Genomic DNA, 8,671 nt, shown 5'->3' with positions numbered 1-8,671 from the left:
AAACGAGGAAGCGGGTGCGAAGAACGTGGATGCTACCGGAACAATAATGCAGATGCCGCGTGCGTTGAAAGTGCCGGCTTTGATCGAATCGTCAATCCTCTGCGTGACCAGCATGGCCGAACATGTCCGATGGCGCGTCAGAGCAGTGCGAGGGACGCGAGCGATGCGAGAATGGCGGCACGCTGCTGGCGCGTTTATTCTTGGCTCGGTCGCATGGTGTCGGTCTCCGTGTCGGCCGACGCATGTTCGTTGTCCAGCGTGGCGAATTTCTCGCGGAGCGCCGACTCCTGCTGGGCGAACACCTCCGGCTTTTTCTTTTTGAGATTTCCGAGGTTGATGAGCTTCCATCTCAGGGCCGGCAATTCGCGCAGATGCGCGTATGGCATCAAGGACCAGTCTGGCTCGGCCCGGACCAGCGATATCAGGAATCGACGATGATTCTCCGTGAGCGATGCGGGTAGTTCCCGATGGAGCCGTTCTTGTGTTGTTTCGAGCACCGCCAGGTCGACGGGTTCGACCGTCATGCCGACGAAATCGGAGTCGTAGGCATCTGCCATCGAATGCTTCGGTCCGAACAACACCTCGTGAATCGGCCTGTTATGCCCGGACAGGTAGCCCACAAACGCATCCACGATATCCGGGCGCAACCCATGGTGCGAATACATATGCATCACATCGAAAAGGTCGCGTGGATGCTGGCGGTCCAGTGCGGCCACCAGCTTGCTGCCGTAGAGCTCCGCGTCGTGAAGCGTCGGGACTTCGATGCTGGTGCTGAAGGTGTCCTCGGCTTGCTTCGTGATGAGCCGCCGGACGGGGTCGAGTAACGTGCCTCGGAATATGTAGTTGACCTCGACCTTGACGGCGGTCGCGCCGGAAAGGACCACGAGCTTCACGTCGTCGCCCTTCGCTTTCCCGGATGAGGAGGCAGCCGAGAACTCCGTCGCATGTCCCTCGGCCTCGATTTGCCTCCGGGTTCGATCCAGCTCCTGGTTGATCGCATCGAGCGCTTCTTCGCGGTTCAGGCCTCGATCGGTGAACACGACATCGATGTCGACCGACAGACGTGGCATGTCATGGAGAAAGAGGTTTAGCGCGGTACCGCCCTTCATCGCGAAGCGCGGCGTGTCGAAGACGATCGGTGCAATCGCGAGCATCAGCCGGACGGTGTCTACGTAGATCTGGTTCATCACGGTTTGAGTGTGAGTCGCTTGCCGTCTTTCATTTTGTTCGACCATCGCGTGCCTTCGCCGAGACGGTTGACGTGCCTCTGGAGTTCTCGCGCCCACGGGAAGTCCGCACCCTGTCCAAGATCCCGCACCAGTCGTACCACCTTCACGCTCGTACAGTGATGTAGAAGCACGTCCAGCGTTTTGACGCGCAGGTTGCGCAATCCGATCACCAGGTTGGATGCTTCCTCTAACGACTGTCCCTTTCCGATGTCGCTTGCAAGCTCCAGTATGGCTCGCTCCGGTACGGAAACAAGCACGTCGGGCCCCCCGGCGGGAAGCTGCGTCAGCCCGAATGAATAGGGCAACGATTCGTCGAACAACGCAGTGGTCTGGTACGTGTAGCGCATGTGCTCCGCGACCCATGAGGGGATGCGATAAGGTCTCGGGCCCCAGAGAATGACTTTCTCTTTGAATGTGATGTTGTGGCGAACACCTTGCCAGGCGAGGGCTGTTTTGCCGCCGACATGGATGCCGGGGACGCGTCGGCCAAGATGCGCGATGATGCCGTCCCGCGAGGGCGTGTCGCCGGTCAGCAGGTAGGTACCTTTTGAAAGGCGTTGTAACCAGCCGGACTTGACCATATGTGACGCCAAAGCCGCGCTCACGCCCATGTTCCGAAGCGTTTCGGAATCGATGGGGTAACCGCGCAGGGTCTCCTGCATCAACCGCTGGACTGTTTTGTTGCTCATCGTGGCGTGACTAGGGCGTTGTCTGATTGCAGTATATATAGAGTATGTTTGATTATATGCAATTTTATAACGCCGCCGTGCCGGATTTGCCGGATCCCGTCACACCTCAAACCACTCCTCGGGAAGGGCATGATCCGGGGTGACGCGTTGACTGCATGCGAGAAATGCGTAATTCATTTGATAATTTGAAAATATTCAACGTTCGAAGTATGGGGGTCGAATAACAAGAGTTGATCGTCGACACCCCCGGCTGGACGCCGGGGTGTCCATCACACCGCGATCAGTTCGCGTACGCCATTCGTTTCCATGTCCCGCGCGTCACCACCCGCGACGATCTCACCGCGGCTCATCACCCAGTAGCGATCGGCGATCGATCGCGCGAAATCGTAATACTGTTCGACGAGCAGCACGGTCATGTTCGATTCGTCGACGAGCTGGCGCAGCGTGCGGCCGATGTCCTGGATGATCGACGGCTGGATGCCCTCGGTCGGCTCGTCGAGGATCAGCAACTGCGGCTCGCTCATCAGCGCGCGGCCGATTGCGAGCTGCTGCTGCTGGCCGCCCGACAGGTCGCCGCCGCGCCGCGCGCGCATGTCCTTCAGCACCGGGAACAGATCGTAGATACGGTCGGGTACCTTCGATGGCGCCTTGCGGCTCGCCGCGCCGACGAGCAGGTTTTCCTCGACGGTGAGCCGCGGAAAGATGTCGCGGCCCTGCGGCACGTACGCGAGCCCGGCCGCGACGCGCGCACACGGCGGCAGCGCACCGAGCGCGGCGCCGCGCCACGACACGCTGCCGCTTTTCGCGGCGACGACGCCCATCAGGCAGCGCAGCAGCGTGCTCTTGCCGACGCCGTTGCGGCCGAGCAGCACGGTGAGCTTGCCGTCGTCGGCGACGAGGTTCACGTTGCGCAGGATATGGCTGCCGCCGTAGTACTGGTTCAGCGCTTCGATTTTCAGCATCGCATCATCGTCCGAGGTAAGACTCGATCACCGCGTCGTCGCGCTTGACCTGGTCGAGCGTGCCGTGCGCGAGCACCGCGCCTTCGGCCATCACCGTCACGCGTCCCGTGTCGCCCGCGAGCGCCGCGACGAACTCCATGTCGTGCTCGACGACCATCATCGAGCAGGTGCCGCGCAGCGTGTTCAGCAGCTCGGCGAGTTCCATCGTCTCGTGGTCGGTCATCCCGGCCGCCGGCTCGTCGAGCAGCAGCAGCGCGGGGCGCTGCATCAGCAGCATGCCGATTTCGAGCCGCTGCTTCTGCCCGTGCGACAACTCGCCGGCCGCGCGATACGCGTGGCTTTCGAGGCCGATCAGCGCGAGCGTTTCCTCGATCTTTCCCTGCGCGGTGCGGTCGAGCCGCGCGCGCAGCGACGCGAGCCAGCCCTTGTCGGTCTGCATCGCGAGTTCGAGGTTTTCCCACACCGGATGCTGTTCGAACACGGTCGGCTTCTGGAACTTGCGGCCGATGCCGGCCCGCGCGATCTCGGGCTCGTTCATCCGCGCGAGGTCGATCGTCTGGCCCAGAAACACCTTGCCCGCATCGGGCCGCGTCTTGCCGGTGATGACGTCCATCATCGTCGTCTTGCCCGCGCCGTTCGGGCCGATCACGCAGCGCAGCTCGCCCGCGTCGATCGCGAGCGACAGCTTCTTCAGCGCGCGAAAGCCGTCGAAGCTCACCTCGATATCCTCCAGATAGAGGATCGTGCCGTGCGACGTATCGATGCCGTCCGGCACGACGCGCCCCATCGATGCGCTGCCGCTGACGGCCAGCAGCTCGTCCTCGGGCGGCGGCGTGAACTGGTAGAGAGCCGTTCCGTTCATGCGCGTTTCCCCTTCGCGAGCACGGTTTCGACGAGGCCCATGATCCCGCGCGGCAGCAGGAGCGGCACGAGCACGAAGATCAGGCCGAGGAAGAACAGCCAGTATTCGGCGAAGTACGCGGTGAAGAAACTCTTCGCGCCGTTCACCGCGAACGCGCCGACGATCGGCCCGATCAGCGTGCCGCGCCCGCCCACCGCGACCCAGATCGCCATTTCGATCGAGTTGCCGGGCGACATCTCGCCGGGATTGATGATGCCGACCTGCGGCACGTACAGCGCGCCGGCGATGCCGCACAGCACGGCCGACACGGTCCACACGAACAGCTTGTACGCGAGCGGGCTGTAGCCGAGGAACATCAGCCGCGTCTCGCCGTCGCGCACCGCGGTCACCACGCGCCCGAGCTTGCTCGTGACGATCGCGCGCGCGGCGATGAACGCGAGCACGAGGGTCGCGAACGTCAGCAGCAACAGCACCGTACGCGTGCCCGGCGACGTGATCGCGAAGCCGGCGATGCGCTTGAAATCGGTGAAGCCGTTGTTGCCGCCGAAGCCCGTCTCGTTGCGATAGAACAGCAGCATCGCGGCGAACGTCATGGCCTGCGTGATGATCGACAGGTACACGCCCTTCACGCGCGAGCGGAACGTGAAGAAGCCGAACACCCACGCGAGCACGGCCGGCACGAGCACGACCAGCGCGAGGGCCCACGCGAGATGCTGCGTGCCGCTCCAGTACCACGGCAACTGGTGCCAGTCGAGAAACACCATGAAGTCGGGCAGGTCGCTGCCGTACTTGCCGTCGCGGCCGATCTCGCGCATCAGGTACATGCCGATCGCATAGCCGCCGAGCGCGAAGAACAGGCCGTGGCCGAGGCTCAGGATGCCGCAGTAGCCCCACACGAGATCGAGCGCGAGCGCGGCGATCGCGTAGCACATCAGCTTGCCGGCGAGCGTCATCGTGTACGCGGACAGATGGAACGCGCTGGCTTCGGGCGCAACCAGCGCGGCGAGCGGCACGCCGATGCCGATCGCCACGCACAGCGCGACGAGCGCGAGCCACGCGCGGCGCGACAGCAGCGCGGGGCGGGGCGGCAGGCCGAGCGCGAAGCCGTCCGCCGCGCGCGCGGCGGCAGCGGGCTTCGACGCGTCGGCGACCGGGTTCGACATCGAATCGGTGTATGAAGTCACGTCAAGCCTCCGCGCTGCGGCCCTTCGGGGCGAACATCCCCTGCGGGCGTTTCTGGATGAACAGCACGATCATCACGAGCACCGCGATCTTCGCGAGTACGGCGCCCCAGAACGGTTCGATCGCCTTGCTCGCGAGGCCGAGCCCGAAGCCGCCGAGCACCGTGCCGGCGATCTGGCCGACGCCGCCGAGCACGACGGCCATGAACGAATCGATGATGTAGTTCTGGCCGAGATCGGGGCCCACGTTGCCGATCTGCGACAGCGCGCAGCCACCGAGGCCCGCGATGCCCGCGCCGAATGCGAACGCATATGCGTCGACGCGGGCGGTCTTCACGCCGACGCAGGCGGCCATCCGGCGGTTCTGCGTGACCGCACGCACGAACAGGCCGAGCCGCGTCTTCGTCAGCACGGCCCACGCGACGAACACCACCGCGAGCGCGAACGCGAGGATCGCGAGCCGGTTGTACGGCAGGATCAGGTTCTGCATCACCGTCACGCCGCCGCTCATCCACGACGGGTTCACGACCTGCACGTTCTGCGCGCCGAACAGCATGCGGGTGGCCTGGATCAGGATCAGGCTCACGCCGAAGGTCGCGAGCAGCGTTTCGAGCGGGCGGCCGTACAGGTGCCGCAGCACGAGCCGTTCGAGCACGATGCCGACGAGGGCGGCCACCGCGAACGACACCGGCACGGCGATGAGCGGATACCAGTCGAATGCGCCGGGCGCGTAGCGCTGGATCAGCGTCTGCACGACATAGGTTGCGTACGCACCGATCATCAGGAATTCGCCGTGCGCCATGTTGATCACGCCGATCAGCCCGTACGTGATCGCGAGGCCGAGCGCGGCGAGCAGCAGCACGCTGCCGAGCGACAGGCCCGCGAACAACGTGCCGACGATCTCGCCGCGGCGCTGCAGCGCGTGCAACGTATCGAGCCCGTGTTGTGCGGCGTCGCGCACGCGTGCGTCGGGTTCCGCGTAGCTGCCGTCGGCGTTCTTCGCGACGAGCGGGCGGAGTTGTTCGATCATGTCGAGGTCGCTGCGGGCAGCCACCACCTGCGCGGCTTCGAGACGCTTCGCCGGATCGGGATCGTGCAGTGCGGCGATCGCCCACAGCGCATCGAGGCGGCGTTTCAGCGCCGGATCGGTTTCCTTTGCGCGGGCGCGGTCGATCATCGGCTTGAGCGCCGGGTCGGGCGACTTCAGCAGCGCGTCGATCGCGTCGCGGCGCGCGGCCACGTCGGGCGACGCGAGCGCGAGGCCCGACAGCGCGCCGGCGATCTTCGTGCGCAGCAGGTTGTTCAGCATCACCGGCTGCGCGTCGCCGGCCGGCGTCGCGGCCTGCGTGAGCGCGTCGTGCGCGGTGTCGCCGGACTGGATCAGCAGGTGGCCGTCGCCGGTTGCGAGCGCATCGCCGCTCGACAGCGCATTGAGCACCGCAACGGCGCGCGGATCGGTGTCGGCGGCGAGCCGTTCGATCGCGGCCGTCTTCGCGTCGAAGTCGTCGCCGGCGAGCGCGGCGGTATCGGCTGCCGTCAGCGCGAACGCGGCGTGCGGCAGCAGGCCCGCGAGGGCGGCGCATGCCACGATCGCGCGGGCGGCTCGGCGAAAGCGTGTAGGCATCGGGGAATCCTGTCGGGCGTGGGAAAGGGGAGCGGTGCGGCGTGGCGCCGGCGCGGGCGATGGGTCACGGCAAGCGCGGCCGGCGCATCGGCAGCGGGCGAGCGTGCGGGTGGCACGTCGCACACGAAGCGCGACGTGCCGCACGGCGTCAGGCCAGCGCCGCGCGCTGCCGGCGCAGGAACGCCGGAATCGAGCTGACGACGTCCGGCTTGCCCTGGTTGCCCGCGATGAACGGGCTCCACGGCTGCGCACGCACGGCCGTCTTGGTCTTCCACACGACGTTGAACTGCCCGTCGCCGCGGATCTCGCCGATCATCACCGGCTTGTGCAGGTGATGGTTGCCGTCCATCGCGAGCGTGAAGCCCGACGGTGCGGCGACCGTCTGGCCGATCATCGCGACGCGCACCTTGTCGACGTCGGTGCTCTTCGCCTTCTCGACGGCCTGCTTCCACATGTGGATGCCGACGTAGGTCGCTTCCATCGGATCGTTGGTCACGCGCTTCGCGCCGCCCGGCAGGTTGTTCGCCTTCACCCACGCGGCGAACTGGTCCTTGAACTTCGTGTTGGTCGGGTTCTTCACCGACATGAAGTAATTCCACGCGGCGAGGTGGCCGACGAGCGGCTTCGTATCGATCCCGCGCAGCTCTTCCTCGCCGACCGAGAACGCGACGACCGGCACGTCGGTCGCCTTGATGCCCTGGTTGCCGAGCTCCTTGTAGAACGGCACGTTCGAGTCGCCGTTGATCGTCGAGACCACGGTCGTCTTGCCGCCCTGCGAGAAGGTCTTGATGTTCGCGACGATGGTCTGGTAATCGCTGTGGCCGAACGGCGTGTAGACCTCCTGAATGTCGGCGTCCTTCACGCCCTTCGATTTCAGGAACGCGCGCAGGATCTTGTTGGTCGTGCGCGGATACACGTAGTCGGTGCCGAGCAGGAAGAAGCGCTTCGCGCCGCCGCCTTCCGCGCTCATCAGGTACTCGACGGCCGGAATCGCCTGCTGGTTCGGCGCGGCGCCCGTGTAGAACACGTTGCGCGACATTTCCTCGCCTTCATACTGCACCGGGTAGTAGAGCAGCCCGTTCAGCTCCTCGAACACCGGCAGCACGGACTTGCGCGACACCGACGTCCAGCAGCCGAACACGCACGCGACCTTGTCCTGCGTGAGCAGCTGGCGCGCTTTCTCGGCGAACAGCGGCCAGTTCGACGCGGGATCGACCACCACCGGTTCGATCTTGCGGCCCAGCACGCCGCCGCTCTTGTTGATGTCGGCGATCGTCATCAGCGCGGTGTCCTTCAGCGACGTCTCCGAGATCGCCATCGTGCCCGACAGCGAATGCAGGACGCCGACCTTGATCGGGCCGGTGCCCGCGTCGGCCGCGTGCGCGAACGGGCTCTTGCCCGCCAGCGCGAGCGCGCCGGCCATCGAACCGAACTTCAACAGACTGCGACGTTTCATCGAGATCCCCTTGTCGTGTTGGATGTGCGTGCGCCCTGGCGGCGCCGGCCATCGTGTAACGCAAGGCATGTGCCAGTCGCGCGGATGCACGCCCGGCGTGCCTGCGCGGACCATCGTCGGGCATCGGGGCGGTGCGGATGACGCGTCGTGCAGCATGTGCGGTCCGTTGCGGTGCAGACGCACGGGCGCAAATGGTGCACGACGGCGCTTCGGCGTCGAAACGCAGGGAAAGCGGGGAGGAAAAGAAAAACGGGCACGCAGTGCGCGCCCGTTCGGCGGATCGGTGCGGCCGGCGGCAGTGCCGGGCGGCGCGGCGGCGCATGATGCGCCGCCGGAAGGAGCGATCAGTAACGCGGCACGGACGGATCGACATCGCGCGACCACGCGTCGATGCCGCCCTGCAGGTTGTACAGCTTCGTGAAGCCGCGCGATTCGAGGAACATCGCGACCTGCGCGCTGCGCATCCCGTGATGGCACACGCAGACGATTTCCGCTTCGTCGTCGAGCTCTTCGCTACGCGCGGGAATCTGCTGCATCGGAATCGCCACGCTGCCGGCGATCTGCGCGGTCGCGATTTCCCACGGCTCGCGCACGTCGAGCACGACCGGCGCGGGGCGCGCCGTGTCGCCAAGCCATTCCGCGAGCATCGCGGGCGTCAGGATCTGCAT

General features: G+C 65.7%; 8 protein-coding genes. All 8 read right to left on the bottom strand.

Going from position 1 to position 8,671, the window contains the following annotated elements; all coding sequences use genetic code 11:
- Positions 1-194 precede the first annotated feature (194 nt).
- On the bottom strand, positions 195-1,187 hold the full coding sequence (locus H3O04_RS17495; RefSeq protein WP_011544774.1) for a nucleotidyl transferase AbiEii/AbiGii toxin family protein: 993 nt from the start codon (positions 1,185-1,187) through the stop codon (positions 195-197).
- Positions 1,187-1,918 (bottom strand): type IV toxin-antitoxin system AbiEi family antitoxin domain-containing protein, encoded by a 732-nt coding sequence (locus tag H3O04_RS17490; RefSeq protein ID WP_011544775.1) that lies wholly within the window; start codon positions 1,916-1,918, stop codon positions 1,187-1,189. The genes H3O04_RS17495 and H3O04_RS17490 overlap by 1 nt, the downstream gene beginning before the upstream one ends.
- A 269-nt stretch (positions 1,919-2,187) precedes the next feature.
- On the bottom strand, positions 2,188-2,880 hold the full coding sequence (gene urtE / locus H3O04_RS17485) for an urea ABC transporter ATP-binding subunit UrtE (RefSeq protein ID WP_202588140.1): 693 nt from the start codon (positions 2,878-2,880) through the stop codon (positions 2,188-2,190).
- A 4-nt stretch (positions 2,881-2,884) separates the two neighbouring features.
- The gene (urtD, locus tag H3O04_RS17480; protein ID WP_006476695.1) at positions 2,885-3,742 is read right to left on the bottom strand and encodes an urea ABC transporter ATP-binding protein UrtD; all 858 of its coding nucleotides are present in this window, start codon (positions 3,740-3,742) and stop codon (positions 2,885-2,887) included.
- Entirely contained in the window at positions 3,739-4,926 is a 1,188-nt protein-coding gene (urtC, locus tag H3O04_RS17475) for an urea ABC transporter permease subunit UrtC (protein WP_027810756.1), read from the bottom strand. The genes urtD and urtC overlap by 4 nt, the downstream gene beginning before the upstream one ends.
- Position 4,927: 1 nt before the next feature.
- Positions 4,928-6,547 carry an urea ABC transporter permease subunit UrtB gene (gene urtB, locus H3O04_RS17470; protein ID WP_054927467.1) on the bottom strand — a complete coding sequence of 540 codons (1,620 nt, stop codon included), beginning with the start codon at positions 6,545-6,547 and terminating at the stop codon, positions 4,928-4,930.
- A 148-nt stretch (positions 6,548-6,695) separates the two neighbouring features.
- Positions 6,696-8,003 (bottom strand): urea ABC transporter substrate-binding protein, encoded by a 1,308-nt coding sequence (gene urtA / locus H3O04_RS17465; RefSeq protein WP_011544779.1) that lies wholly within the window; start codon positions 8,001-8,003, stop codon positions 6,696-6,698.
- 344 nt (positions 8,004-8,347) lie between these two features.
- The gene (locus H3O04_RS17460; protein WP_006476692.1) at positions 8,348-8,671 is read right to left on the bottom strand and encodes a rhodanese-like domain-containing protein; all 324 of its coding nucleotides are present in this window, start codon (positions 8,669-8,671) and stop codon (positions 8,348-8,350) included.

The sequence above is a fragment of the Burkholderia sp. KCJ3K979 genome, from assembly GCF_016759955.1.
Taxonomy (GTDB): domain Bacteria; phylum Pseudomonadota; class Gammaproteobacteria; order Burkholderiales; family Burkholderiaceae; genus Burkholderia; species Burkholderia orbicola.
This window is presented reverse-complemented; position numbering and strand designations above follow the sequence as displayed.

Excerpts from the sequence above, each read along its gene's own strand:
- H3O04_RS17460 (WP_006476692.1), bottom strand. The coding sequence starts at position 8,671 with ATGCAGATCCTGACGCCCGCGATGCTCGCGGAATGGCTTGGCGACACG.
- H3O04_RS17495 (WP_011544774.1), bottom strand. The coding sequence starts at position 1,187 with ATGAACCAGATCTACGTAGACACCGTCCGGCTGATGCTCGCGATTGCA.
- urtB (WP_054927467.1), bottom strand. The coding sequence starts at position 6,547 with ATGCCTACACGCTTTCGCCGAGCCGCCCGCGCGATCGTGGCATGCGCC.
- urtA (WP_011544779.1), bottom strand. The coding sequence starts at position 8,003 with ATGAAACGTCGCAGTCTGTTGAAGTTCGGTTCGATGGCCGGCGCGCTC.
- urtE (WP_202588140.1), bottom strand. The coding sequence starts at position 2,880 with ATGCTGAAAATCGAAGCGCTGAACCAGTACTACGGCGGCAGCCATATC.
- urtD (WP_006476695.1), bottom strand. The coding sequence starts at position 3,742 with ATGAACGGAACGGCTCTCTACCAGTTCACGCCGCCGCCCGAGGACGAG.
- H3O04_RS17490 (WP_011544775.1), bottom strand. The coding sequence starts at position 1,918 with ATGAGCAACAAAACAGTCCAGCGGTTGATGCAGGAGACCCTGCGCGGT.